At 74.8% G+C, this 23,284-nt stretch carries 22 protein-coding genes and 1 riboswitch; of the genes, 9 read left to right on the top strand and 13 right to left on the bottom strand.

Translation table 11 applies throughout. From position 1 onward, the window contains the following. Positions 1-696: an ECF transporter S component gene (locus tag HL663_RS05495; protein ID WP_173027424.1), complete on the bottom strand. Its 696-nt coding sequence runs from the start codon at positions 694-696 to the stop codon at positions 1-3. Between the two features lie 89 nt (positions 697-785). After that, positions 786-889: riboswitch (TPP riboswitch) on the bottom strand. Between the two features lie 86 nt (positions 890-975). Between HL663_RS05495 and HL663_RS05490 the strand changes: the two genes are divergently transcribed. Next, positions 976-1,254: a DUF4235 domain-containing protein gene (locus tag HL663_RS05490; RefSeq protein ID WP_173027423.1), complete on the top strand. Its 279-nt coding sequence runs from the start codon at positions 976-978 to the stop codon at positions 1,252-1,254. Here the strand turns inward: HL663_RS05490 and hutI are convergent. The 3 genes from hutI to HL663_RS05475 are packed head-to-tail and all read right to left on the bottom strand — an operon-like array spanning position 1,247 to position 5,054. After that, complete coding sequence (hutI, locus tag HL663_RS05485; RefSeq protein ID WP_173027422.1) at positions 1,247-2,491, bottom strand: imidazolonepropionase; 1,245 nt, start codon at positions 2,489-2,491, stop codon at positions 1,247-1,249. The two genes, HL663_RS05490 and hutI, sit on opposite strands and share 8 nt — an antisense overlap. Further along, entirely contained in the window at positions 2,488-3,813 is a 1,326-nt protein-coding gene (locus tag HL663_RS05480; protein WP_173027421.1) for a formimidoylglutamate deiminase, read from the bottom strand. Before HL663_RS05480 ends, hutI begins: the two co-directional genes overlap by 4 nt. After that, positions 3,810-5,054 (bottom strand): allantoate amidohydrolase, encoded by a 1,245-nt coding sequence (locus HL663_RS05475; RefSeq protein WP_286175958.1) that lies wholly within the window; start codon positions 5,052-5,054, stop codon positions 3,810-3,812. The genes HL663_RS05480 and HL663_RS05475 overlap by 4 nt, the downstream gene beginning before the upstream one ends. Before the next feature lie 105 nt (positions 5,055-5,159). On the opposite strand from HL663_RS05475, the gene HL663_RS05470 reads away from it, so the two are divergent. Beyond that, entirely contained in the window at positions 5,160-5,639 is a 480-nt protein-coding gene (locus tag HL663_RS05470) for an aminoacyl-tRNA deacylase (protein ID WP_173027420.1), read from the top strand. Positions 5,640-5,739: 100 nt separating this feature from the next. Here HL663_RS05470 and hutU read toward each other — a convergent pair whose 3' ends face one another. Next, on the bottom strand, positions 5,740-7,395 hold the full coding sequence (gene hutU / locus HL663_RS05465) for a urocanate hydratase (RefSeq protein ID WP_173027419.1): 1,656 nt from the start codon (positions 7,393-7,395) through the stop codon (positions 5,740-5,742). A 244-nt stretch (positions 7,396-7,639) separates the two neighbouring features. Between hutU and HL663_RS05460 the strand changes: the two genes are divergently transcribed. Further along, positions 7,640-8,323, top strand: a complete 684-nt coding sequence (locus tag HL663_RS05460) for a class I SAM-dependent methyltransferase (protein ID WP_173027418.1) — start codon at positions 7,640-7,642, stop codon at positions 8,321-8,323. Positions 8,324-8,430: 107 nt separating this feature from the next. Here the strand turns inward: HL663_RS05460 and hutH are convergent, their stop codons facing one another. Both hutH and HL663_RS05450 read right to left on the bottom strand, forming a co-directional pair. Beyond that, positions 8,431-9,996, bottom strand: a complete 1,566-nt coding sequence (gene hutH, locus HL663_RS05455) for a histidine ammonia-lyase (protein ID WP_502709041.1) — start codon at positions 9,994-9,996, stop codon at positions 8,431-8,433. Between the two features lie 265 nt (positions 9,997-10,261). Further along, entirely contained in the window at positions 10,262-12,136 is a 1,875-nt protein-coding gene (locus HL663_RS05450) for an ABC transporter ATP-binding protein (protein WP_173027416.1), read from the bottom strand. An 85-nt stretch (positions 12,137-12,221) separates the two neighbouring features. On the opposite strand from HL663_RS05450, the gene HL663_RS05445 reads away from it, so the two are divergent. Then, positions 12,222-12,668, top strand: coding sequence for a MarR family winged helix-turn-helix transcriptional regulator (locus HL663_RS05445; protein ID WP_286175957.1), 447 nt, complete (start codon positions 12,222-12,224; stop codon positions 12,666-12,668). A 146-nt stretch (positions 12,669-12,814) separates the two neighbouring features. Here the strand turns inward: HL663_RS05445 and rraA are convergent, their stop codons facing one another. Genes rraA through HL663_RS05420 form a run of 5 tightly spaced genes read right to left on the bottom strand, consistent with a single transcriptional unit; the run spans position 12,815 to position 16,823 of the window. Beyond that, the gene (gene rraA / locus HL663_RS05440) at positions 12,815-13,285 is read right to left on the bottom strand and encodes a ribonuclease E activity regulator RraA (RefSeq protein WP_173030013.1); all 471 of its coding nucleotides are present in this window, start codon (positions 13,283-13,285) and stop codon (positions 12,815-12,817) included. A gap of 14 nt (positions 13,286-13,299) precedes the next feature. Continuing rightward, on the bottom strand, positions 13,300-13,695 hold the full coding sequence (locus tag HL663_RS05435) for a universal stress protein (RefSeq protein ID WP_173027415.1): 396 nt from the start codon (positions 13,693-13,695) through the stop codon (positions 13,300-13,302). Further along, positions 13,692-15,266 carry a tripartite tricarboxylate transporter permease gene (locus HL663_RS05430; RefSeq protein WP_173027414.1) on the bottom strand — a complete coding sequence of 525 codons (1,575 nt, stop codon included), beginning with the start codon at positions 15,264-15,266 and terminating at the stop codon, positions 13,692-13,694. Before HL663_RS05430 ends, HL663_RS05435 begins: the two co-directional genes overlap by 4 nt. Beyond that, entirely contained in the window at positions 15,266-15,814 is a 549-nt protein-coding gene (locus tag HL663_RS05425; RefSeq protein WP_173027413.1) for a tripartite tricarboxylate transporter TctB family protein, read from the bottom strand. The genes HL663_RS05430 and HL663_RS05425 overlap by 1 nt, the downstream gene beginning before the upstream one ends. 1 nt (position 15,815) lies before the next feature. After that, positions 15,816-16,823: a tripartite tricarboxylate transporter substrate binding protein gene (locus HL663_RS05420; protein WP_173027412.1), complete on the bottom strand. Its 1,008-nt coding sequence runs from the start codon at positions 16,821-16,823 to the stop codon at positions 15,816-15,818. 100 nt (positions 16,824-16,923) lie between these two features. On the opposite strand from HL663_RS05420, the gene HL663_RS05415 reads away from it, so the two are divergent. From HL663_RS05415 to HL663_RS05395, 5 genes are all read left to right on the top strand, one after another. After that, complete coding sequence (locus tag HL663_RS05415) at positions 16,924-18,681, top strand: sensor histidine kinase (RefSeq protein ID WP_286175955.1); 1,758 nt, start codon at positions 16,924-16,926, stop codon at positions 18,679-18,681. Then, complete coding sequence (locus HL663_RS05410; protein ID WP_173027411.1) at positions 18,678-19,358, top strand: response regulator; 681 nt, start codon at positions 18,678-18,680, stop codon at positions 19,356-19,358. The genes HL663_RS05415 and HL663_RS05410 overlap by 4 nt, the downstream gene beginning before the upstream one ends. Before the next feature lie 70 nt (positions 19,359-19,428). Continuing rightward, positions 19,429-20,205: an IclR family transcriptional regulator gene (locus HL663_RS05405; RefSeq protein ID WP_173027410.1), complete on the top strand. Its 777-nt coding sequence runs from the start codon at positions 19,429-19,431 to the stop codon at positions 20,203-20,205. A gap of 9 nt (positions 20,206-20,214) precedes the next feature. Next, the gene (locus tag HL663_RS05400) at positions 20,215-21,195 is read left to right on the top strand and encodes an NAD(P)H-quinone oxidoreductase (RefSeq protein ID WP_173027409.1); all 981 of its coding nucleotides are present in this window, start codon (positions 20,215-20,217) and stop codon (positions 21,193-21,195) included. A gap of 77 nt (positions 21,196-21,272) precedes the next feature. Beyond that, entirely contained in the window at positions 21,273-21,635 is a 363-nt protein-coding gene (locus HL663_RS05395) for a DUF1304 domain-containing protein (RefSeq protein WP_173027408.1), read from the top strand. 127 nt (positions 21,636-21,762) lie between these two features. Here HL663_RS05395 and HL663_RS05390 read toward each other — a convergent pair whose 3' ends face one another. Then, the gene (locus HL663_RS05390) at positions 21,763-23,283 is read right to left on the bottom strand and encodes an AMP-binding protein (protein WP_286175954.1); all 1,521 of its coding nucleotides are present in this window, start codon (positions 23,281-23,283) and stop codon (positions 21,763-21,765) included. Between the last annotated feature and the right edge of the window lies 1 nt (position 23,284).

The raw sequence follows: 23,284 nt of genomic DNA, 5'->3' as shown, positions 1-23,284 counted from the left end.
TCAGACAGCCCGGGCCTCCCGGACCTCCTGGCCGGCCGGGAACGCCGACAGCGCCCCCGCCCGGGCCAGCTGCCGGGTGAGCAGCCACCCGACCCCGCCCGCGATGACCGCGCCGGAGACGCCGAGCGCCCCGAGGTAGGCGATCTTGTCGCGCAGGACGAGCTCGGCGTACCAGCCGCCGCCCCCGGCGAGGGAGCCGAGGACCGGCAGGTCGGCCCACGAGGCGGGGAACTTGACGACCTCGAAGACCCACTCGAACGGCGCCGAGAGCGCGCCGGCGAACAGGGCCGCGCCCGGGCCCCAGGCCTTGTAGCCGAGCAGCGCGAAGGCGAGCTCGGCGCCGAGGCCCTGCAGGACGCCGCTCACGAGGGTGGACGCCCCCCACTGGGTGCCGGGGAGCATCGAGACGAGCGCGGCGACGACCTCGCAGAAGAGGGCGGCGCCGGGCCGGCGCACGACGAGCCCGCCGACGACGCCGGCGAGGAACCAGGTGCCGGCGAACAGCCCGGTCAGCGGGACGTACGCGACGGTGACGAGCTTGCTCAGGGGCTCGTAGGCGAAGGCCCAGCCCCAGAAGACGATGCCGAAGGCGGCACCGAGGAACGCGACGGTGATGATGTCGACGGTGCGCCAGGACGCCAGGGGCCCGGTCGCGGTGACGGATCGACGCGCGGGGGCGTCGGTGGTGATGGCCATGTGCAGTGCTTCTCCCGTGGTCGGTGTGCGACCTCGGGGAGGGGCGACCCGCCGGCGCGCGACCCCACGGGCCGGCGACGACGGAGCACACCTGAGATTTCCCGACTTCCTCCACCGGTGCTAACCGGATCAGGTTCGAGGGTCTGCGGTCGGACCGCACTCTCAGCGCCTGGGCGCTCCCCTGTCGTTGGACGCCCCGAGCATATCCCCGTCCGCACTACAGTGGCGAGGACCGGTCGGGCAGCCGCCTGACCTGCACAACCATCGAGAGGTACGACCATGGGCAAGCTCGCCTGGAAGCTCCTCGGGACCGGCGGGCCCGTCCTCGCCGGGATCGTCGCCACGAAGCTCGTCAACCTCGTCTGGGCCAAGGCCGGCCAGGACGAGATCAACCCGAAGAACCCCGACGCCCCGGCGGTCAAGGCGCTCGCCTACGCCGCCGCGATGGGCCTGGCCGTCGGTGCCGCCCGGACCCTGACCGAGCGCAAGGCTGCGCAGTACTACCGCCGCTCGGCCGGGCACCTGCCCACCGAGATCCGGACCCAGCCGATCAGCTGACGGCTCCCCCGAGCTCGAGCGCGCGGGCCACGGGCATCCCCGGCCGGTAGGCCAGGTGCTCGTGGCCCGGTGCGTCGAGCACCGCGAGGTCGGCGCGCCCGCCCACCGCGATGCGCCCGACGTCCGGGCGGCGCAGGGCCCGGGCCCCGCCCACGGTCGCCGCGACGAGCGTCTCGGCCGCGGTCATCCGCAGCTCGCGGACGGCGAGGGCGACGACGAACGGCATCGAGGCCGTGTTGCAGGTGCCGGGGTTGCAGTCCGAGGCCAGGGCCACGGAGGCGCCGGCGTCGAGGAGGCGCCGGGCGTCCGGGTAGGGCATCCGCGTCGAGAACTCGACCCCCGGCAGGAGGGTCGCGACGGTGGTGGCGGCCGCGTCGGCGAGGGCCGCGACGTCGGCGTCGTCGAGGAAGGTGCAGTGGTCGACGCTGGCGGCGCCGAGCTCGACCGCGAGGCGCACGCCCGGCCCGGGGCCGAGCTGGTTGCCGTGGACGCGCAGCCCGAGCCCGGCGTCGCGCCCGGCCACGAGGACGGCGCGGGCCTCCTCGCCGGTGAACGCGTGCGGGCTGTTCGGCTCGCAGAAGACGTCGACCCACCGGGCGAGCGGGGCGCAGGCGGCGAGCATCGGGCCGGTCACGAGGTCGAGGTAGCCGGCGCGGTCGGCGCGGGCCTCGGGCGGGACGACGTGGGCCCCGAGGAAGGTGGTCTCGGGGGTGACCTCGCCGGCCAGGCGCAGGGCGCGCACCTCGTCCTCGACGGTCAGGCCGTAGCCGCTCTTGACCTCGAGGGTCGTCGTGCCGAGCGCCCGGGCCTGCGCGACGCGCGCGGCGAGGAGGGCGCGCAGCTCGTCGTCGGTGGCCGCACGGGTCGCCGCCACCGAGACGCCGATGCCGCCGCCGTCGTACGGGGTGCCGGCCATCCGGGCGACGAACTCCGCCGAGCGGTCGCCGGCGTGGACGAGGTGGTTGTGGCTGTCGACGAAGCCCGGGACGACCGCGCGGCCGCCGAGGTCGGTGACGTGGTCGGCGGCCGGCGCCTGCGCGGCGGGGCCGACCCACGCGACGCGACCGTCCTCGACGACGAGCGCGGCGTCGGTCAGGACGCCGAGCCGCTCGTCGGCCGGGGTCGCGAGGTCGTCGACCGGCAGGTCGCCGTCCGGGCCCGCGCAGGTGACGAGCTGCCCGATGCCCGTGACGAGGTGCGTGCCTGCCGAGGTGGGCTGCGCCGCAGCCGGACTCATCGACGCACCGCCGTGATCGCCTCGGCGAGCAGGCGGCCCACGTCGCCGAGCCGGTGCACGCCTGCGCTGACGACGTGCTCGCCCCCGACGACGACGTCCGTCACGTCGGCCGAGGTGGCGGCGTAGAGGAGCTGGTCGAGCGCGGCGCCGGCCGTGCGAGGGCTGTCGGTGCGCACCGCGACGAGGTCGGCGACGTGACCGCCCGCGACGAGGCCGCCGTCGGCCCAGCCGAGCGAGCGGTAGCCGTCGAGCGTGCCCATCGCGAGGAGGTCGAGGGGGGCGAACCGGCCGCGCTCGAGGGTCGTCAGGCGCTCGTGCATCTCGACGCCTCGCACCTCCTCGAAGGGGTCGACGACCGCGTGCTGGTCGGACCCGACGGCCAGGTGCGCCCCGGCGTCGGCGAGCGCACGGGCCGGGCCGATGCCGTCGGCGAGGTCGCGCTCGGTCGTCGGGCAGAACACCGCCGTGGCCTCGGCGCCGCCGATGAGGCGGATGTCGTCGTCGGTCAGGTGCGTCGCGTGGACGAGCGAGGTCTCGGTGGTCAGCAGCCCCTCGTCGGCGAGGAGGCGGGCCGGCGTGCGGCCGTAGAACGACTCGCACGCGAGGTTCTCGCCGGGCTGCTCGGACAGGTGCGCGTGCAGGGGCCAGTGCTCCCGCCCCGCGACGTCACCGACGACGGCGAGGTCGTCGAGCGGCACGGCCCGCACCGAGTGCACGGCGGCCCCGACGCGCCAGTGCTCGTCGGCGGTCAGGGCGCTGACCCGCTCGAGCCATCCCTCGGCGGAGCCGTCGGAGAAGCGCTGCTGCACCGGGTCGAGGGGCACGTGGCCCGAGCCGGTCAGCCCGCCGGAGAGGTAGACCGTGTCGAGGAGGGTCAGCCGGACGCCCGCCGCCCGCGCCGCGTCGACGAGCGCCAGGCCCATCGCGTTGGGGTCGTCGTACGGCGTGCCGCCCGGTGCGTGGTGGAGGTAGTGGAACTCCCCGACGGCCGTGTACCCGGCGAGGACCATCTCGGCGAACACCGCCGTCGCGAGAGCACGGTAGGAGTCGGGGTCGAGCCGGCCGGCGAGGGCGTACATCCCCTCGCGCCAGGTCCAGAAGTTGCCGCCGCCGCCGTGGGTGCGCCCGCGCAGCGCGCGGTGGAAGGCGTGGCTGTGGGCGTTGGCGAGGCCGGGCAGGACGAGACCGCGCAGGACGACGTCGCCCGGCTGGATCGGCTGCTCGGCGAGGACTTCGAGGATGCGCCCGCGCTCGGTCGCGACCCGGACGTGGCGACGGGTGCCCCCGGGGAGCACCGCGTGCTCGCACCAGAACGTGCTCATGCAGCAGGCGGCCCGGCGAGGTCGGTGACGACGGCGGCGAGGGCCGCGACACCGCTGAGGCAGTCGTCGGCCGAGGCCCACTCGTCGGGGCTGTGGCTGACGCCGGTCGGGTTGCGCACGAACAGCATCGTCGTCGGGACGCCGGCGTTCGCGAGGATCCCGGCGTCGTGGCCGGCGCCCGTCCCGATGACGGGGACGCCCCCGAGGAGGGTCGCGATGCGGCGGGTCAGCACCGGGTCGAAGTCGGTGACCGGCGTCCACGACTCCTCGGTGACGAGGGCGTCGAAGTCGGACACGACGTCGCGGACGTCGGCGACCACGCGGCGCACCGCGTCGGGGTCGGTGCCGCGGGCGTCGAGCCAGGCGGTGGCGCAGCTGGCGATGGCGTTGACGCCCCCGGGGACGACCTCGACCTTGCCGACGGTCGCGACGCAGGCGTGCTCCTCGGCCGCGCGGCGGGCGGAGATGATGGCGGCGGCGAGGCCGAGCATCGCGTCCTCGCGCTCGTCGAGGGCGGTGGTGCCGGCGTGGTTGGCCTCGCCGGGGACGTCGATGCGCCAGCGGCCGTGCGGCCAGATGTCGCTGCCGACCCCCACCGCGTGGCCGAGGTGGTCCAGGGCCAGGCCCTGCTCGACGTGCAGCTCGACGAAGGTGCCGACCCGGGCCAGCGTCTCGTCGTCGCGCCCGAGCCACTGGGGGTCGCGGCCGGCGGCGTGCATCGCCTCGGCCATCGTCAGGCCGTCGGCGTCCTTGAGGCCGCGGGCGCGGTCGGGCGACATCGCGCCGGTGATGACGCGGGAGCCGGCGCAGGCGACCCCGAACCGGGCGCCCTCCTCGTCGGCGAAGTTGACGACCCCGACGGGCCGGGCGGGCGCGAGGCCGCTCGCGCGGACCTCGTCGAGCGCCGCGAGCGCGCTGACGACGCCGAGCGGGCCGTCGAACGCGCCACCGTCGGGCACGGAGTCGAGGTGCGAGCCGATGACGAGCCCGGGGGTGCCGGCGGCGACGGCGGCGTCGGGGTCGCCCCACCAGGCCCACTGGTTGCCCATCCGGTCGGTCGTCAGGTCGAGCCCGCGCGCCTGGGCCTCCCCGGCGAACCACTCCCGCAGGTCGTGGTCGGTGCGGGTCCACGCGAAGCGCCGGTACCCACCGGAGTCGGCGTCCAGCCCCACGGTCTCGAGGTCGGCCCACATCCGGCGGAAGGCGAGGGTTCCCCCCGGAGATGCCGACCTGTTGGACATGGACCCCATTGCACCAACTCGGCACGGGGTGTGGTGGCGGAGGTGCACGCCGATTGTCTTGGGTCCGAGACGAGCCCGCCCCGTCACCGGTCCTACGCTGGGCGGATGGATGACGGAGCCGACCGCGCACGCGCCGCCCTCGCCGAGTCGGGCATGGCGTACGACATCACGAGCCACGGCCGGGTCGGCTCGCTCGAGGAGGCGGCCCGGCTGCGCGGGGTCGAGCCGTCGGGCATCGTCAAGACGCTCGTCGTGCGCCGCGGCGACGACGACCACCTCTTCGTGCTCGTCCCCGGCGACCGCGAGATCTCGTGGCCCAAGCTGCGGGCGCACCTCGGGGTCAACCGGCTCTCGATGCCGCCCGCCGACGTGGCGCGCGACGTCACCGGCTACGAGCGCGGCACCATCACGCCGTTCGGGGCGCTGCGCCGGCTGCCCGTCGTCGCCGACGCGACGCTGACCGGCCGGACGGTCTCGATCGGCGCCGGCGCGCACGGCGTGGCCGCCACCGTCGGGGCCGACGCGCTCGTCGCGGTCCTCGACGCCGACGTCGCGGACGTCACCGACCCCGTCACCCCCCGCTGACCCCCGCGCCCCCACCCGACTGATTGCGAGTTCCGCCGCTCGGCGCGCCGTTCGCCCGGCGTGTCGGCGGCGGAACTCGCAATCAGTGGGCATCGGGGGCTCAGGACTCGCGCATCGGGACGCGGACGCCCTGCGCCGCGGCGGTCTGCTCGGCCTCGTCGTAGCCCGCGTCGACGTGCCGGATGACACCCATCGCCGGGTCGTTGGTCAGCACCCGCTCGAGCTTCTGCGCCGCGAGGTCGGTGCCGTCGGCGAGGCTCACCTGCCCGGCGTGCAGCGAGCGGCCGATGCCGACCCCGCCGCCGTGATGGATGGAGACCCAGCTCGCGCCCGACGCGGTGTTGACGAGCGCGTTGAGCAGCGGCCAGTCGGCGATCGCGTCGGAGCCGTCGAGCATCGACTCGGTCTCGCGGTAGGGGCTCGCGACCGAGCCGGTGTCGAGGTGGTCGCGGCCGATGACGACCGGGGCGCTGACCTCGCCGGTGCGCACGAGGTCGTTGATGGCCAGCCCCGCCTTGTCGCGCTCGCCCTGGCCGAGCCAGCAGATGCGCGCCGGCAGGCCCTGGAAGGCGATGCGCTCCTGCGCCCCCCGCATCCAGCGGTGCAGGCGGTCGTCGTCGGGGAAGAGGTCGAGCACGGCGCGGTCGGTGGACGCGATGTCCTTCGGGTCGCCCGACAGGGCCGCCCAGCGGAAGGGGCCCTTGCCCTGGCAGAACAGCGGGCGGATGTACGCCGGCACGAACCCGGGGAAGTCGAACGCCCGGTCGTAGCCGCCCTGGCGGGCCTCGTCGCGGATGCTGTTGCCGTAGTCGAAGACCTCGGCGCCGGCGTCCTGGAAGCCGACCATCGCCTCGACGTGGCGGGCCATCGACGCGCGGGCGCGGTCGGTGAACTCCTCCGGCTTCTTCTCGGCGTACTCGGCCCACTCGTCGAGGCCGATGCCCTCGGGCAGGTAGGAGAGCGGGTCGTGCGCGCTCGTCTGGTCGGTGACGACGTCGATCGGCACAGCGCGGCGCAGCAGCTCGGGGAAGACCGCGGCCGCGTTGCCCTCGACGCCGACCGAGAGGGCCCGGCGCTCGTCCTTGGCGCGCAGCACGCGCTCGACGGCGTCGTCGAGGGAGTGGGCGACCTCGTCGAGGTAGCGGTGCTCGACCCGGCGGTGCAGGCGGGCGGGGTCGACGTCGACGACCAAGCACGCGCCGCCGTTCATCGTCACCGCGAGCGGCTGCGCGCCGCCCATCCCGCCGCAGCCGGCCGTCAGGGTGAGGGTGCCGGCCAGCGTGCCGCCGAAGCGCTTCTCGGCGACGGCCGCGAAGGTCTCGTAGGTGCCCTGGACGATGCCCTGGGTGCCGATGTAGATCCACGAGCCGGCCGTCATCTGGCCGTACATGGTCAGGCCGAGGTGCTCGAGGCGGCGGAACTCCGGCCACGTCGCCCAGTCGCCGACGAGGTTGGAGTTGGCGATGAGCACGCGCGGCGCCCACTCGTGGGTCTGCATGACGCCGACCGGGCGGCCGCTCTGGACGAGCATCGTCTCGTCGGCCTTGAGGTTGGTCAGGGTGCGGACCATCGCGTCGAACGAGCGCCAGTCGCGCGCGGCGCGGCCGGTGCCGCCGTAGACGACGAGGTCGTCCGGCCGCTCGGCCACCTCGGGGTCGAGGTTGTTCATGAGCATCCGCAGCGGGGCCTCGGTGCTCCACTGGCGGGCGGTCAGGGTCGTGCCGCGGGGTGCGCGGACCGGGCGGGCGCCGTCCATCTCGGGTCTCCTTCGTCGCAGTCATCCCACTGTCGCGGTGCTGTGGCGCGAGCGGGAGGCGGCGAGGGCCGGTGGCGTCTGGCATGCGAGACGTGCGGGCGGCGGCTCCGCGTCGAGAGGAGGGAACACGCAGAGCATCCGGCTCGCGCGCCGGCGTGTTCCCTCCCCTCGCGGCGGTCGGGCCGCTTGCCGGAACGGCAACGGGATGCCCACGCGGGACCACCTCCCGGAGCACACTCGGGGCATGACGACGCACGAGGCGCAGCATCCCGGCAGGCCCGAGCCGCACGACGCTGACGGGCCGGACCCCGCGCACGGGTACGCGCTGCGCGACGACGAGTCGGTCTGGGACGCCCGCTACGCCGAGCTCGACCGCGTGTGGAGCGGGGAACCGAACCACGCGCTGACCGTCGAGGCCGCGACGCTGGCCCCCGGCCGCGCGCTCGACGTCGGCTGCGGCGAGGGCGCCGACGCGGTGTGGCTCGCGACGCGGGGATGGTCGGTGACGGCGCTCGACCCGTCCGGCGTGGCCCTGGGTCGCGCGCGGGCGGCCGCCGAGGCGTCGCGGGTGTCGGTCGAGTGGGTGCACGCCGGGCTCGTCGAGGCCGACCTGCCCGTGGGCGGGTTCGACCTCGTGTCGGTGTTCTACCCGGCGCTCGACCTCGAGACCGCGCCGGTCGAGCGGCTGGCCTCGCTCGTCGCGCCCGGCGGGACGATGGTCTTCGTCCACCACGCCGACGTCGACCGCGAGCGGGCGCTCGAGCACGGCTTCGACCCCGACCTGCTCCTCTCGCCGGCGGGGGTCGCCTCGGCGCTCGGCGACGGCTGGGACGTCGTCGGGCCGGAGCGCCGGGCCCGGAGCATCAGCGGCGGGTCGGGCGCGCACCACCACGACGACCTCGTCGTCCGCGCCACCCGCACCTGCTGACCCATCCCCCGCGTCCTCCCGCGAACGTGTGTGAACTCGCCGGGGATCACCGGCGAGTTCACACACGTTCGCGGTGAGGGAGGGGTCGTGCGGGGATGGGGTGCGGGTCAGGCGAGGGGGCCGGTGACCGCCTCGACGACGCGGCGGACGGTGCCGTCGACGACGAGCCCGTGCGCGACCTCGACCTCGGGCGCGAGGAAGCGGTCGGGTCCGGGCGCCGACGCCCCGGCCGCGACGAGCGCCCCGACCACCGCACCGCTGGCGGGCGCCGGCTGCAGCGGCGCGCGCAGCTGAAGACCGCGCGCCGCCGTCAGCACCTCGACGGCCAGCACCCGCGCGAGGCCGTCGACCGACCGCCGCAGCTTGCGCGCCCCGGACCAGCCCATCGACACGTGGTCCTCCTGCATCGCCGAGGACGGGATGGAGTCGACCGAAGCCGGCGCCGCGAGCCGCTTCATCTCCGAGACGATGGCCGCCTGGGTGTACTGCGCGATCATGTGGCCGCTGTCGACGCCGGGGTCGTCGGCGAGGAAGGGCGGCAGGCCGTTGCTGCGCGAGACGTCGAGGAACCGGTCGGTGCGCCGCTCGGACATCGAGGCGACGTCGGCCGCGACGATCGCGAGGAAGTCGAGGACGTAGGCGACGGGCGCCCCGTGGAAGTTGCCGTTGGACTCGACCCGGCCGTCCGGGGTGACCACCGGGTTGTCGACCGCGGACGCGAGCTCCCACCCGGCGACGCGGGCGGCGTGGTCGAGCGTGTCGCGGGCGCCGCCGGCGACCTGCGGCGCGCACCGCAGCGAGTACGCGTCCTGGACGCGCGTGCACTCCTCGGTGCGGTGCGACTCGCGGATCGGGCTGTGCGCCATGACCTTCCGGATGTTCGCCGCCGACACGGCCTGGCCCGGCTGCGGTCGCAGCGCGTGGAGGTCGGCGGTGAAGACGTCGTCGGTGCCGAGCAGCCCCTCGACCGACATGGCCGCGGCGACGTCGGCGACGACGAGCAGCCCGCGCAGGTCGTGCAGCGCGAGGCAGAGCATCCCGAGCATCCCGTCGGTGCCGTTGACGAGCGCGAGCCCCTCCTTCTCCTCGAGCTCGACGGGGGTGAGCCCGGCGGCGGCGAGCGCGTCGGCGGCCGGCATCCGCTCCCCGGCGGCGTCGCGCACCTCGCCCTCCCCCATGAGCGCGAGCGCGCAGTGCGACAGCGGCGCGAGGTCGCCCGAGCAGCCGAGCGAGCCGTACTCGTGGACGACCGGGGTGATGCCGGCGTCGAGCATCCCGGCGTAGGTGCGCAGCGTCTCCTCGCGGATGCCGGTGCGCCCGGTGGCCAGGGTCGCGACGCGCAGGAGCATGAGGGCGCGGACGACCTCGCGCTCGACCTCGGGGCCGGAGCCCGCCGCGTGGCTGCGGATCAGGCTGCGCTGCAACCGGTGTCGTAGGTCGACGGGGATGTGCCGCGTCGCGAGCGCGCCGAACCCGGTCGAGATGCCGTAGTGCGGCACGGTGTCGTCGGCGAGGTCGCGGATGATCCCGCGGGTGCGGCGCACCTCGGCCACGGCGGCGTCGTCGAGGACGACCCGGGCGCCGTGCCGCGCGACGGCGACGACCTGCTCGATCGTCAGCGGGCCGGCGCCGACGACGACGTGCTCGGGCAGGACGGCGGAGGTGGCGGTCATGCCTCCCATTGGAGGGCCGGCGCGCGCTGCCGGCCACCACGCGGGGGGCCATCCTGTCTCGCACCCGAGACCCGGCCGGGCCCCGAGCCGGCGCGCCGGCGTGCCCCACGCGTATCGGGTGACCCGAGAAACCTGCGCCCCACCCCGGAACGGAACCGGGGTGGAGCGCGGCCGTATCGGGTGACCCGATACGCGGGTGACGCGTGGGACGAGGGGGGGCGGCTGGCGGTGGGTCGTGCGGCGGGCGCCGGCGACCGGGCGGGCGTCAGGCGGGGGCGGGGACGGGCGCGCCCTCGGCGGCGGCGACGAGGGCGGCGTACCGGCCCCCGAGCGCGAGCAGCTCCTCGTGCGAGCCGGACTCGACGACCCGCCCGGCCTCGAGCACCGCGATGCGGTCGGCGCGCCGCACGGTCGAGAGCCGGTGGGCGATGGTCACCGTCGTCCGACCACGGGCCAGCTCGTCGAGCGCCGTCTGGAGCGCGCGCTCGGTGGCGGTGTCGAGGGCCGAGGTCGCCTCGTCGAGGACGAGCACCGGCGGGTCGCGCAGGATGGTCCGGGCGACGGCCAGCCGCTGCTGCTCGCCGCCGCTGAACCGGTGGCCGCGCGCGCCGACGACGGTGTCGAGCCCCTCGGGCAGCGACGCGACGAGGTCGGCCACCTGGGCCGCACCGAGCGCCCGCCAGAGCTCGGCCTCGGTCGCCTCCGGGCGGGCGAGCAGCAGGTTGTCGCGGACGCTCGCGTGGACGAGGTAGCTCTCCTGCGAGACGGTGCCGACGACGGACGCGAGCACGTCCGGGTCGAGGTCGCGCACGTCCACCCCGTCGACGGTGACGCGGCCGGTGTCGGGGTCGAGCAGCCGTGCGAGCAGCCCGGCGAGCGTCGACTTGCCCGAGCCGGTCGCCCCGACGAGCGCGAGCGTCGAGCCGGCGGGGACGTCGAGCGTCACGCCCGACACCGCGTCGCGCACCGACCCGGGGTAGCGCACGGTCGCACCCTCGACGCGCACGTGGCCGGCGACCCGTGCGGGGTCCATCGGCACGGGGTGCGTCGGCGCGGGCACGTCCGGCACGAGGTCGAGGTACTCGAACACGCGGGAGAAGAGGGCCATCGAGGCCACCCACTGCGCGGTGACGTTGAGCAGCCCCATGAGCGGGCGGAAGATGCCGCCCTGCAGCGCCGTGAACGCGACGAGCGTCCCGATCGTCATACCGCCCGAGGTCGCCGGCAGCCCGGCCGCGAGGTAGACGAGCGCGGGGATGACCGCGAAGACGACCTGCATCGTCGCCATCCGCCAGCGCCCGGCGAGCTGCGAGCGCAGCTCGAGCCCGACGAGGTCCTCGGAGGTGTCGGCGAACAGGCGGGCGGAGTGTGCGGTCGTGCCGAGGGTCTTCGCGAGGCGGATGCCGGAGACCGACAGCCCCTCCTCGATCTGCGCGTTGAGGTCGGCGAGGCGGCGCTGCTGGCGCGCGGTGACCTCGCGGCGCATGAGCGCGACCTTGCGGGTCAGCCAGATCGCGGGCGGCACGACGAGGAGCGAGAGCAGCGACAGGCGCCACGAGAGGGCCACCATCGCGACGGCGGTGGCGACGGCTGTCGTGACGTTCGAGGCGATGGACGTGGCGGTCGAGGTGACGACGCCCTGCATCCCGCCGACGTCGTTGACCAGGCGCGACTGGACCTCGCCGCCCCGGGTGCGGGTGAAGAAGCCGAGCGACTGGCGCTGGAGGTGGGTGAAGACGGTCGTGCGCAGGCCGTGCATGACGCGCTGGCCGACCTGCGTCGAGAGCCAGGTCTGGACGACGCCGAGCAGCTGCGTCGTGGCGGCGACGGCGACCATCGCGCCGACGGCGAGCAGGAGCAGGCGCACGTCCTGCTGCGGGATGGCGACGTCGACGACCTCGCGGACGAGGAAGGGCTGGGCGAGCCCGACGATGCTCGTCACGACGATGATGCCGACGACGACGGCGATGCGGCGACGGTGCGGCGCGAAGAGGGCGAGGACGCGGCGCAGGCTGACCGGCGCCTCCTCGAGGCGGGCGCGGTCGCGCGGGTCGACGGAGAGGACGCCGCGTCCGCCGCGACCTCCCGCGTCGGGGCGCGCCGCGGGGCGGGGGCGGGTCTGGGTCGGGGCCGCTGTCACGGGCACCCCTCCTTCTCGGTCGGGACTATTGCTGAGGTTACCTCACAATGAGCCCAACGCAGGAGCCGGCACTAGCATTCCCCGCGTGCACGGACCCCGCGACGACCGCCCCGCCGCCGACCTCGACCTCGGCGACCTCGTGATGCGCGTCGCCCGCGACCTGCGCCGCCGGGGGATGGTCGCCTTCGAGCCCTACGACCTCGCGCCGCACCACGCCCGGGCGCTGAGGGTCCTCGGGCACCACGGCTCGATGCGCCTCGGCGAGCTCGCGCAGCACCTGCGCGTCGCGCCGCGCTCGGTCACCGACGTCGTCGACGCCCTCGAGGAGCGCGGGCTGGCCCGGCGCTCCCCCGACCCCGACGACCGCCGGGCCCAGGTCGTCACCGTGACGGACGACGGCGCCTCGCTGCTCGGGCGGGTCGACGCCGCCCGGCGCGAGGCCGCCGAGGCCTCCTTCGCCCGGCTGCCGACCGCCGACCGCGCGACGCTGCGGCGCATCCTCGAGCGCCTCGACGCCGACCCCGGCGCCTGACCCGCACTCCTGACCCGCACCTCGTCGCGGGTCGTCGGGTCGCGCGCCTGCAGACGAACGACGAGAACATGCCGCGCACCCCCGGGGGCGCGCGGCATGTTCTCGTCGTTCGACCGGGTCGGAGCAGGGGGTCCGGGCCGTCGGGGTCAGGGGCGGGTGACGAGCACCCCGTCCTCGTCGGCCCACAGGGTCGCGCCGGGGACGAACTCGACCCCCCCGAACTCGACCGCCACGTCGACCTCGCCGACGCCGTCCTTCGCGGACTTGCGCGGGTTGGTGCCGAGCGCCAGCACCCCGAGGGGCAGGCCGCCGATGGCCACCGAGTCGCGCACGGCGCCGTGGACGACGACCCCGGCCCAGCCGTTGGCGACCGCCGAGCCGGCGATGAGGTCACCGACGAGCGCCGACTCCAGCGAGCCGCCGCCGTCGACGACGAGCACCCGGCCCTCGCCCGGCGTGGCCAGCGTGGCCTTGACGAGCGCGTTGTCGCGGTGGCACCGGATCGTCGCGACCGGGCCGGTGAACTGCCGCCGGCCGCCGACGTGCCGCAGCTGCACCGAGCAGGACTGCAGCGCGTCGCCGTGCTCGTCGTAGAGGTCCGCGGTCGAGACCGCCACCTCGGGCACGCCGCTCACGACTCCGCCTTGACCGCGAGCACCGGGCACGGCGCCCCGAGCAGGACGCGCTGGGCGACCGACCCGAGGATGAGCTTGCCGACGGCGCTGCGGTGCCGCAGGCCGATGACGAGGACGGACGCGCGGTGCGTCGTCGCCGCCTCGACGAGGGCCTCGGCGGCGTCACCGCCCTCCTCGACCTGGACGACCTCGACCTCGACGCCGAGCTCGCGCACGTCGCGGTCGACCCGTCGCAGGTCGTCGGCCGGGGCGCGCCGCGCGTCGACGAGGACGTCGTCGCGCGACATGTTGAGCACGACGAGCGGCTCGGAGCGGCGGCGCGACTCCTCGACGCCGGCGCGCAGGGTGGCCTCGCCGAGGGCGTTGGGGACGTAGCCCACGAGAACGGTCATGCCGAGGGTCCTTGCCACTGGGCGGTACCGGCGAGGGGGACGCCGGGGGGGTGCGCGGGGCCGTCGTCGTCCGGCCCGTCGTCGCCACCACGCCCGCGGCGCAGCAGCTTCGTGACGAGCGGCCAGACGAGCACGGCCGTGATGAACGCGTAGCAGACCCACGCGACCGGGCCGCCGATCAGGCCGGAGACGTCGCCACCGGTGATCTGCATCGACCGGCGCAGGTTGCGCTCGAAGAGCGGCGTGAGGATCGTCCCGACGATGAGCGGCAGGACGGGCAGGCCGAAGCGGCGCATCGCGAACCCGAGCCCGCCGAGGGCGAGCAGGAGGTAGAGGTCGAACGGCTGGCCCTGCACCGCGTAGGCGCCCATCGACGCGAAGAAGAGGATCCCCGCGTAGAGGTAGGGCCGCGGGATGCGCAGCAGCTTGGCCCAGGTGGGCGCGAGCGGCAGGTTGAGCACGAGCAGGAAGAAGTTGCCGATGAAGAGGCTCGCGACGAGCATCCAGACGAGGTCCGGCTCCTTGGTGAGCAGCAGCGGCCCGGGCTCGATGCCGTAGGACATGAACGCGCTGATGATGATGGCCGCGGTCGCGTTGGTCGGCAGGCCGAGGGCGAGCAGCGGCACCATCGTGCCTGCGGCGGAGGCGTTGTTCGCGGCCTCGGGCCCGGCGACGCCCTCGATCGCGCCCTTGCCGAACTCCTCGGGGTGCTTGGTCAGCTTCCGCTCGGTCAGGTAGGAGAGGAAGGTCGGGATCTCGGCGCCACCGGCGGGGATGGCCCCGAACGGGAAGCCCAGCGCGGTGCCGCGCAGCCACGGCTTCCACGAGCGGCCCCAGTCCTGCTTCGACATCCACGGGCGGCCGACGGGGATGACCGTCGCGGCCTTGCGGCGCAGGTGCGCCGCGACCCAGAGCGCCTCGCCGACGGCGAAGATGCCGACCGCGACGACGACGACGTCGATGTTGTCCGCGAGGAAGGGGCTGCCGAAGGTCAGCCGCTGCTGGCCGGTCACGAAGTCGGTGCCCACGAGGCCGAGGGCCAGGCCGACGAGCAGGGCCGCGAAGCCCCGCAGCCGCGAGCTGCCGAGGATGGCGGCGGTGCCGACGAAGGCGACGAGGATGATCGCGAGGAACTCGGGCGGGCCGAGGGAGATCGCGAAGTCGACGACCTGCGGCATGACGAAGACGATGGCCGCGGTGGCGATGGTGCCGGCGACGAACGAGCCGATCGCCGAGGTCGCGAGGGCCTGGGCGGCGCGCCCGGACTTGGCCATCTTGTTGCCCTCGAGGGCCGTGACGACCGACGCGGACTCGCCCGGGGTGTTGAGCAGGATCGAGGTCGTCGAGCCGCCGTACATGCCGCCGTAGAAGATGCCGCCGAAGAGGATGAGCGACTGCTCGACCGGCAGGCCGTAGGTGACGGGCAGCAGGAGGGCGACGGTCATCGCCGGCCCGATGCCCGGGAGGACCCCGACGGCCGTGCCGACGGTGACCCCGAGGAGCGCGATGAGCAGGTTCATCGGCGTGATGACGTCGGCGAAGCCGCCGAGCAGGGCGTTGACGTTGTCCATCAGAGGATCCCCTGGAGGATGCCGGCGGGCAGGTTGACGCCGAGCCCGATGGCGAAGCCGTAGAAGGTGACGAGCGACATCGCGATGCCGATCGCGAGCCCGCGCACGTGGTGGCGGTTGCCGAGCGCGAAGGCCGACAGGGCGAACAGCAGCGCGCCGCTGATGACCCAGCCGAGCGGCTCGATGAGGAGGGCGTTGAGCGCGAAGGCGCCCGCGAGCAGGCCGACCGTCTTCCAGTCGGCGCGCTGGCCGAGCTCGACGTCCTCGCCGGCCTCGGCCTCGCCGACCCCGCCGCGCAGGACGTCGAGGGCGTAGAAGACGGAGACGACGAGCAGCAGCCCGCCGACGACGAAGGGCAGCGCGCGCGGGCCGATCGGGTCGTTGCTGCTCGTCACGTGGCCGATCCGGGCCGCATCGACGACGACGACGACCCCGACGACGGCCAGGGCCGCGCACAGGCCGAGCTGTGCGCGGTCCCTGACCCGGCCGAGGGGACCCGCCCCGGAGGGCGAGGTGCCCTCCGGGGCGGTGGTGGCCTCGGTGCTCATGTCAGGCCAGGCCGAGCGTCTGGAGGAGCTTCGCGACCTCGGCGTCCTGGGCCGTGAGGAAGGCCCCGAACTCGTCGCCGGTCTCGAAGGCGTCGACCCAGCCGCGCTTCTCGAGCTCGGCCTTCCAGCCGGCCGAGGCGTGCATCTTCGTGAAGGCGTCGACCCAGACGGCCTTGTCGGCGTCGGAGAGGCCGGGAGGGGCGACGACGCCGCGCCAGTTGGTGAACTCGAGGTCGATGCCGGACTCCTTGAGCGTCGGCACGTCCGGGAGGGCCGCGACGCGCTCGGCGCTGGTCACCGCGAGGATCTTGACGTCGCCGGCCTCGACCTGGTCGAGGAACTCGCCGAAGCCGCTGGCGCCGAAGGCGATCTTCTTGCCGAGGATCGCGGGGAGGAGCTCGCCGCCGCCGTCGTAGCTGACGTAGCTGACGGTCTTCGGGTCGATGCCGGCCGCCTGGGCGAGCTGCATCGGCAGGAGGTGGTCCGGGCCGCCCGGCGAGGAGCCGCCGCCGACGGCGAGGGACTTCGGGTCCGCCTTCCACGCCGCGACGAGCGAGGTGATGTCCTGGTACGGGGAGTCCTTGGGCACGACGATCGCGCCGGCCTCCTCGATGAGCTTGGCGATCGGGGTGGTCTCCGACAGCTTGGCCTGCGACTTCTGGGTGTACGCGGCGCCGACGACGCCGAGGCCCATCTGCATGGCGAGCTTGCCGTTGCCCTTCTCGTTGACGATCCGCTGGAGGCCGACGGTGCCGCCGGCGCCCGGGAGGTTGAAGACCTGGACGCTGCCGGTGATGTTCTCCTTCTCCATCACCTGGGCCGCGGTGCGGGCGGTCGTGTCGTACCCTCCGCCGGGGCTGTTCGGGACCATGTACTGGAGGCCGGTCGCCGGGGCGCCACCAGCAGAGGAGGCCGCACCCCCGCTGCCCTGGTCCTTCGTGGCTCCGCAGCCGGTGAGGGCCAGCGTGGCCGCGACGATCGCGCCGAGCGCGATGCGGTGGAGTCTCATCGTCGAGATCCCTTTCCTGTGGTGGAGTGGAACGCGATGATCGTGGGCGACCGGTGTGGAGCCTGTCGCGCTTTCGTCCGCAACGGAGGTTGAGTACATAGTGGTCACGCGCCGACGACGCCGGGCGACCCTCGCCGGGCAGCTCTTCGCGCTCCAGCTCGCGATCATCGTCGTCGTCCTCGTGGCGGTCGCGGCGGTCTCGCTCGCGCAGTCGGCGGCCACGTTCGAGCGCACCGAGGGACGCCGCGTGTCGGCCCTCGGCGAGCAGCTCGCGTCCAACCCGCTCGTGCGCGCCAACCTCGACCAGCCCGAGAGCCGCACCGGCCTCGCGACGCTGGCCCTCGGCACCGTCGCCCAGGCGAACGTCACGTCGGTGACCTTCGCCGAGCCCGACCTCGACGTCCGCGTCTCGACCGACCCCTCGCTCGAGGAGCGGCGGCTCCCCCTCGGCGACCCGCGGGTGGCGCGGGGCGGCAGCTGGTCGGGGACGCTGACCGTCGACGGCCGCGACTACCTCGCCTCGCAGGTCCCCGTCCTCGGCGGCGACGACGACGACAAGGACCCCGCCACCCCGACCCGCGCCGGCGAGCTGCTCGGCACCGTCATGGTCGCCGAGGAGGCGCCGACGACGTGGGAACGGTTGCAGGGCACGTCGTCCTACCTGCTGACCTACCTCGGGATCGCGCTCGTCGTCGGCCTCGGCGGGTCGTGGCTGCTGTCCCGTCGCATCAAGCGCCAGACCCGGGGGATGGAGCCGCGCGAGATCGCCGGCCTCGCCGAGCACCGCGAGGCGATGCTCCGGGGCATCGCCGAGGGGGTCATCGCCCTCGACCCGCAGCACCGCATCACGCTCGTCAACGAGGTCGCCCGCCGGCTGCTCGACCTGCCCGAGCACGCGGTCGGCACGTCGGTCGCGGACCTGCGCATCGAGGGGCGCCTGCGGGAGGTGCTCGTCGGCGAGAACCCCCGCGAGGGCGCCGGCGTCGCCCCGGACGACGTCGTGACAGCCGCGCGCGACGAGGTCGTCATCCGGCGTGGGAGGGTGCTCGTCATGAGCACGATGCGGGTGGTCAGCGGCGACCGCGTGCTGGGCACGGTGACGACGATGCGCGACCGCACCGAGATGGCCGACCTCGAGCGCGAGATCGGGTCGTTCCGCTCGACCGCGCACGTGCTGCGTTCGCAGGCACACGAGTTCGCCAACCAGCTGCACACGATCAGCGGCCTCATCCAGATCGGCGAGCTCGACGAGGTCGTCCGCTACGTCGACGCCCTCAGCGAGCAGCGCACCGCCCTCGACCTCGTCGTCACGACGCTCGTCGGCGACCCCACGATCGCCGCGCTGCTCATGGCCAAGGCGGCGACGGCCAACGAGCGGCACATCGACCTGACGATCGCCGACGACTCGCGCCTGGAGCGGCTCGAGGCGCACGACGCCGCCGACGTGGCGACGGTGCTCGGCAACCTCGTCGACAACGCCTTCGAGCACGCGCCGAGGGGTTCTGCGACACCGCCGTCCGTGCGAGTGCGCATCCGCCAGGACGCGAGCACGGTCGAGATCGTCGTCGACGACTCCGGCCCGGGCGTGCCGGACGACCTGCGCGCCACCCTGTTCGAGCACGGCGTGACGACCAAGCGCGTCGACCCGATGGAGCACGGCGTCGGGCTCGCCCTGACCCGGCTGGTCTGCCGGCGGCGCGGCGGCGAGATCGACGTCGAGCGGGTCGACGGCACGACGCGCTTCACGGCCCGCCTGGGGGTCACGACCTTCGTCGACCCACCGGAGGCCGACGAGACCGAGGGGGCCGACGCCTCGAGCACCACGGATGCCGGTGCGCCGCAGGAGGTCCGGCCGTGATCCGGGTCCTCGTCGTCGACGACGACTTCATGGTGGCGCGCATCCACGTCGGCTTCGTGCAGCGCGTCACGGGGTTCGAGGTGGTCGGTGTCGCGCACTCCGGTGCCGAGGCCCTCGCCGCGGTCGAGGAGCTCGCGCCCGACCTGCTCCTGCTCGACCTCTACCTGCCCGACCGCTTCGGCCTCGACCTGCTGGCCGACGTCCACACCGGCGAGCACCCGTGCGACGCCATCGTCATCACCGCGGCCAAGGAGAGCGACGCGGTGCGCGCCGCCATCCGCCTCGGCGTCGCCGACTACCTCCTCAAGCCGTTCGGGTTCGCCGACCTCGAGGACCGCCTGCGTCGCTACGAGGCCCAGCGCGCCGCGCTCGCCCGGGCCGAGGTCACCGACCAGTCGGACATCGACCGGGCGCTGTCGCGCAACGCCTCCCGCAGCGGGCCGTCGGGGCTGCCCAAGGGCCTGAGCCCCGAGACCGCCCGGCTCGTCCAGGGCGCCCTGCGCGAGGCGTCCACGCCGCTGTCGGCGTCGGACGTCGCGGAGGTCATCGGCGTCTCGCGGGTCAGCGCCCGTCGCTACCTCGAGCACTTCGCGTCGCGGTCGGAGGCGGTCGTCCGGCTGCGGTACGGCTCCACCGGCCGCCCGGAGCGCCTCTACGAGTGGGCCGGGGCGGGCTGAGCGCACGGCACGGCTCCCGGGCCGCCCGGGGACCGCGCGCGGGGAGCACCCGTGGTGCCAGACTGCCGCCATGGCGAACGCCCCGGCGGCCGGCCACGCCCTCGACGTCCTCGGCCTCATCGCGCGCCGCGGCGAGCCGGTGCCCGCCGCCGCCATCGCCCGCGACCTCGGGCTGCCCCGCTCGAGCGTCTACCACCTGCTCGCCGTCCTCACCGAGCGCGGCTACGTCCGCCACCTGCCCGACGAGCGCCGCTACGGGCTCGGCCTGGCCGCCTACGAGCTCGGGTCGGCCTACCAGCGACAGGCCCCGCTCGAGCGGATGGCCCGCGGGCCGATGGACCGCCTCGTCGACGCGTGCGGCCACAACGCCCACCTCGCGGTGCTGCACGGCGGCGACGTCCTCTACGTCGTCGAGCAACGAGCCCCCGGACGGCCGCTGCTCGTCACCGACGTCGGAGTCCGGCTGCCGGCCCCGCTCACCGCGACCGGCCAGGCGATGCTCGCGGCCCTGCCGGCCGCCCAGGTGCGCGCCCTCTACCCCGACCGCACCGCGCTCGTGCAGCGCGACGGGCGCGGGCCGGCGTCGACGACCCAGCTGCGCTCGTGGCTGCAGCAGGTGCGCCAGCGCGGGTACGCGCTCGAGGACGGCCTCGTGACACCGGGACTGGGGTCGGTGGCCTTCGCCGTGCTCGACGCCAACGACTACCCCGTGGCCGCCGTCGCGGTCACCTACCCGCAGGGTGACGTCGACGAGGCCGAGCGCGACCGCCTCGTCGCCGCCGTCCGTCGCACCGCCGCGTCGCTCGCCGCGCGGGTGGGGCGCCCGCGCCCCGGTCCGCGGGCATAGCCTCGGGGGATGCGTGCCATCACCGTCCCCACCCCCGGAGGGCCCGAGGCCCTCGTCGTCTCCGACGTGCCGGCGCCCGAGCCGCGCGCCGGTGAAGTGCTCGTCCGCGTCGTCGCGGCGGGCGTCAACCGCGCCGACTCGATGCAGCGCCAGGGCCACTACCCGCCGCCGCCCGGCGAGTCCGAGGTCCCCGGGCTCGAGGTGAGCGGGGTCGTCGAGGCGCTCGGCGAGGGCGTCGAGGGCTGGTCGGTCGGCGACGAGGTCTGCGCGCTGCTCGCCGGTGGCGGGTACGCCGAGCTCGTCCGGGTGCCGGCCGGGCAGCTGCTGCCGGTGCCGGCCGGGGTCGCGCTCGAGGACGCCGCGGCCCTGCCCGAGGTCGCGTGCACCGTCTGGTCCAACGTCTTCCTCACCGCGAACCTCCAGCCCGGCGAGGTCTTCCTCGTCCACGGCGGCTCCTCCGGCATCGGCACGATGGCCATCCAGCTGGCCAAGGCCGTCGGCGCCCGCGTCGCCGTCACCGCCGGCTCCGCCGCCAAGCTCGACGCCTGCCGTGCGCTCGGCGCCGACGTGCTCGTGAACTACCGCGACGAGGACTTCGTCGAGCGCGTCCGCGAGGCCACCGACGGCCACGGCGCCGACGTCGTCCTCGACAACATGGGCGCGAAGTACCTCGGCCGCAACGTCGACGTCCTCGCCGCGAACGGCCGGCTCGTCGTCATCGGCCTCCAGGGCGGCCGCGTCGGCGAGCTCGACCTCGGGAAGCTCCTCGCCAAGCGCGCGGCCGTCATCGCGACCTCGCTGCGCGCCCGCCCGCACGCCGAGAAGGCGGCCGTCGTCGCCGCCGTGCGCGAGCACGTCTGGCCGCTCGTCGAGGCCGGCACCGTGCGCCCGATCGTCCACTCCCGCCACCCGCTCGAGGCCGCGGCCGACGCCCACCGCGAGCTCGAGGAGAGCGGGCACATCGGCAAGATCCTCCTCACCGTCGGCTGACCGCCGGCCGACCACCGGGCCGGCCGCCGGGCGCTCGGGGCGAGCGCGCGGCGGCCGGAGTGCGGTAGACATCGCGGATGCAGCTGACCGCCACGCTCCTCACGGCGCTCGTCGCCGCGATCCACGTCTACATCGTCGTCCTCGAGATGGCGCTGTGGACCCACCCCCGCGGGCGCGCGGCCTTCGGCCTGACCCCCGAGTTCGCCGAGCAGACGAAGACGCTCGGGGCCAACCAGGGCCTCTACAACGGCTTCCTCGTCGCGGCGCTCGTCCTCGGCCTCGTCGGGCCGGCCGACCACCGGTTCGCGTTCGCGGTCTTCGGGCTGGCCTGCGTGGTCGTCGCCGGGCTCTACGGGGCGGCCACCGCGAGCCGGCGCATCCTGCTCGTCCAGGCGCTGCCGGGCGCGCTGGCCCTCGGCGCGCAGCTCCTCGCCCACTGACCCGCGGCCACCGACCCGTCGGCCCCTGGCGACCGCCGACCCGTGACGACCGGGCTCTTCTCCCGGCGACCTGCGCGGGTCCGGGTGCGGTCGCACGCGGACCCGCGCAGGTCGCGCGGAGAAGAGGTCAGTTGACCTGGCGGTCGCGGCCCTCCCAGTAGGGCGCGCGCAGCTTGAACTTCTGGAGCTTGCCGGTGGCCGTGCGGGCCAGCTCGTCGCGGAACTCGACCGACGTCGGCGCCTTGTAGCCGGCGGCCTTGTCCTTGCACCAGGCGATGAGCTCGGCCTCGGAGAGCGACTCCCCCGGCGCGAGCACGACGAGCGCCTTGATGGTCTCGCCCCACTTCTCGTCGGGCACCCCGATGACGGCGACCTCGGTGACGGCGGGGTGGCTGAAGATGACGTCCTCGACCTCGATCGACGACACGTTCTCGCCGCCGGTGATGATGACGTCCTTCTTGCGGTCCGAGATCGTCAGGTAGCCGTCGTCGCCGATGGTGCCGCCGTCGCCGGTGTGGAACCAGCCGTCCTCGAGCGCACGGGCCGACTCCTCCGGCTGCTCCCAGTAGCCCTCGAGGACGACGTTGGAGCGGGCGAGCACCTCGTGGTCGGGCGAGAGGGTGAGGCTCACCCCGAGCGCGGGCGCCCCGGCGCGCACGAGCCGCTCGGCCCGCTCCTCGGGCGTGAGGTCGTCCCACTCGGCGCGGCCGCGGTTGATGGTCAGCAGCGGCGAGGTCTCGGTCAGGCCGTAGATCTGGATGAACTCCCAGCCGAGCTCGCGCTCGACCCGGGCGACGGTCTTCGTGGGGGGCGGCGCGCCGGCGACGATGATCCGGACGCGGTCGCGCCCGGGCACCTCGCCCTCCCACGACTGCGCCGCCTCGAGCACCGCGTTGACGACGGCCGGCGCCGCGCAGAGGTAGGTGACGCCGTGGTCGCGCACCCGGCGCAGGATCTCGGCGCCGTCGACCTTGCGCAGGACGACCTGCTTCACGCCGAGCCCGGTCGCGACGAAGGGCATCCCCCAGCCGTTGGCGTGGAACATCGGCAGGGTGTGGAGGTAGACGTCGCGGTCCGAGACGCCGGCGTGCAGCCCGAAGGTCAGCGCGTTGGTCCAGATGTTGCGGTGGGTGATCTGCACGCCCTTGGGGCGGGCGGTCGTGCCCGAGGTGTAGTTGATGGTCGCCGTCGCGTTCTCGTCCGGCTCCCAGGCGCGGGGCTCGACGCCCTCGGGCGCGAAGAGCGCGTCGTCGTCGCCGAGGACGATGCGGTGCTCGGCCTCCACCGAGGCGAGCGAGGCGTCGACCTCGGGGTCGACGAGCAGGACGCGGGCGCCCGAGTGCTCGACGATGTAGCGGACCTCGTCGGGCCGCAGCCGGAAGTTGACCGGCACGAGGACGCGCCCCGAGCCGCACACCCCGAAGAACGACACGAGCATCCGGGCGGCGTTGTGCGACACGATCGCCACCCGCTCGCCGATTTCGATGCCCAGCTCGTCGAGCCGCGCGGCCTGCCGGCGGGCGAGGGCCGCGACCTCGCCGTAGGTGAGGTCCGGCAGCGGGTCCGCGACCTGGCTCGGCTCGTCGACGACGCCGACGCGGTCGGCGTAGACCGTCCTCGCGCGGTCGATGAAGTCGGTCACGGTCATC

Source organism: Arthrobacter sp. NEB 688, assembly GCF_013201035.1.
GTDB lineage: Bacteria > Actinomycetota > Actinomycetes > Actinomycetales > Dermatophilaceae > Phycicoccus.
This window is presented reverse-complemented; position numbering and strand designations above follow the sequence as displayed.

What these genes read in the sequence shown, in the direction of transcription:
- HL663_RS05425 (WP_173027413.1), bottom strand. Translation starts at nt 15,814, where the DNA reads ATGAGCACCGAGGCCACCACCGCCCCGGAGGGCACCTCGCCCTCCGGG.
- hutU (WP_173027419.1), bottom strand. Translation starts at nt 7,395, where the DNA reads ATGGACGGCGCCCGCCCGGTCCGCGCACCCCGCGGCACGACCCTGACC.
- HL663_RS05390 (WP_286175954.1), bottom strand. Translation starts at nt 23,283, where the DNA reads ATGACCGTGACCGACTTCATCGACCGCGCGAGGACGGTCTACGCCGAC.
- HL663_RS05495 (WP_173027424.1), bottom strand. Translation starts at nt 696, where the DNA reads ATGGCCATCACCACCGACGCCCCCGCGCGTCGATCCGTCACCGCGACC.
- HL663_RS05470 (WP_173027420.1), top strand. Translation starts at nt 5,160, where the DNA reads ATGGATGACGGAGCCGACCGCGCACGCGCCGCCCTCGCCGAGTCGGGC.
- HL663_RS05475 (WP_286175958.1), bottom strand. Translation starts at nt 5,054, where the DNA reads ATGTCCAACAGGTCGGCATCTCCGGGGGGAACCCTCGCCTTCCGCCGG.
- HL663_RS05395 (WP_173027408.1), top strand. Translation starts at nt 21,273, where the DNA reads ATGCAGCTGACCGCCACGCTCCTCACGGCGCTCGTCGCCGCGATCCAC.
- HL663_RS05460 (WP_173027418.1), top strand. Translation starts at nt 7,640, where the DNA reads ATGACGACGCACGAGGCGCAGCATCCCGGCAGGCCCGAGCCGCACGAC.
- HL663_RS05430 (WP_173027414.1), bottom strand. Translation starts at nt 15,266, where the DNA reads ATGGACAACGTCAACGCCCTGCTCGGCGGCTTCGCCGACGTCATCACG.
- HL663_RS05480 (WP_173027421.1), bottom strand. Translation starts at nt 3,813, where the DNA reads ATGAGCACGTTCTGGTGCGAGCACGCGGTGCTCCCCGGGGGCACCCGT.
- hutI (WP_173027422.1), bottom strand. Translation starts at nt 2,491, where the DNA reads ATGAGTCCGGCTGCGGCGCAGCCCACCTCGGCAGGCACGCACCTCGTC.
- HL663_RS05405 (WP_173027410.1), top strand. Translation starts at nt 19,429, where the DNA reads ATGGCGAACGCCCCGGCGGCCGGCCACGCCCTCGACGTCCTCGGCCTC.
- hutH (WP_502709041.1), bottom strand. Translation starts at nt 9,996, where the DNA reads ATGACCGCCACCTCCGCCGTCCTGCCCGAGCACGTCGTCGTCGGCGCC.
- HL663_RS05490 (WP_173027423.1), top strand. Translation starts at nt 976, where the DNA reads ATGGGCAAGCTCGCCTGGAAGCTCCTCGGGACCGGCGGGCCCGTCCTC.
- HL663_RS05435 (WP_173027415.1), bottom strand. Translation starts at nt 13,695, where the DNA reads ATGACCGTTCTCGTGGGCTACGTCCCCAACGCCCTCGGCGAGGCCACC.
- HL663_RS05420 (WP_173027412.1), bottom strand. Translation starts at nt 16,823, where the DNA reads ATGAGACTCCACCGCATCGCGCTCGGCGCGATCGTCGCGGCCACGCTG.
- HL663_RS05400 (WP_173027409.1), top strand. Translation starts at nt 20,215, where the DNA reads ATGCGTGCCATCACCGTCCCCACCCCCGGAGGGCCCGAGGCCCTCGTC.